1 protein-coding gene is annotated in these 449 nt (G+C 50.3%); it reads right to left on the bottom strand.

The window, feature by feature from the left end; translation table 11 throughout:
- Window positions 1-425 (bottom strand): twin-arginine translocation signal domain-containing protein (locus tag B7Y67_RS13340; RefSeq protein WP_293599070.1); only part of this gene is annotated, 425 nt, incomplete at its 3' end.
- Window positions 426-449: the final 24 nt, after the last annotated feature.

The raw sequence follows: 449 nt of genomic DNA, 5'->3' as shown, positions 1-449 counted from the left end.
TTCATTGGGTAACGTAGGCGGAAATCTCCGTGCCCATGCTCACGCAAAGAAGCGCCCTTCGCACAATAAGCACCTAAGTTAATTGGGGAATCAAATGCAGAGTCTTGACGAACCCAAACACCATTCTCAACAGTAGCGTCAGTTGCGCAGCCTACTGAACAGTGCGTACAAATCGTTCTCTTAACTTCGATCTTGCCTTTGCCATCCAACATTGCCTTGCTTTGCTCGGCAGATGCCTTCTGCACCAAAGTTAATTGGCTTGCTGCGATACCAGCACCAACACCGACACCGGAGCGCTTGAGGAAGGTACGACGATCCATCGTTGGCACTGCGGACTGAAGTCCACGTGACAGGCTGCCGATGAGGCGTGATGCAGGCGTGGCACGGCTGCTTTGTGGAGTATTGGATTTACGAGTCAGACTCATATGTTGTCCCTGAAAAATATTTTT

The sequence above is a fragment of the Polynucleobacter sp. 35-46-11 genome, assembly GCF_002281105.1.
The sequence above is the reverse complement of the archived record's forward strand: the minus strand, read 5'-3'. Positions and strand labels throughout refer to the sequence as shown.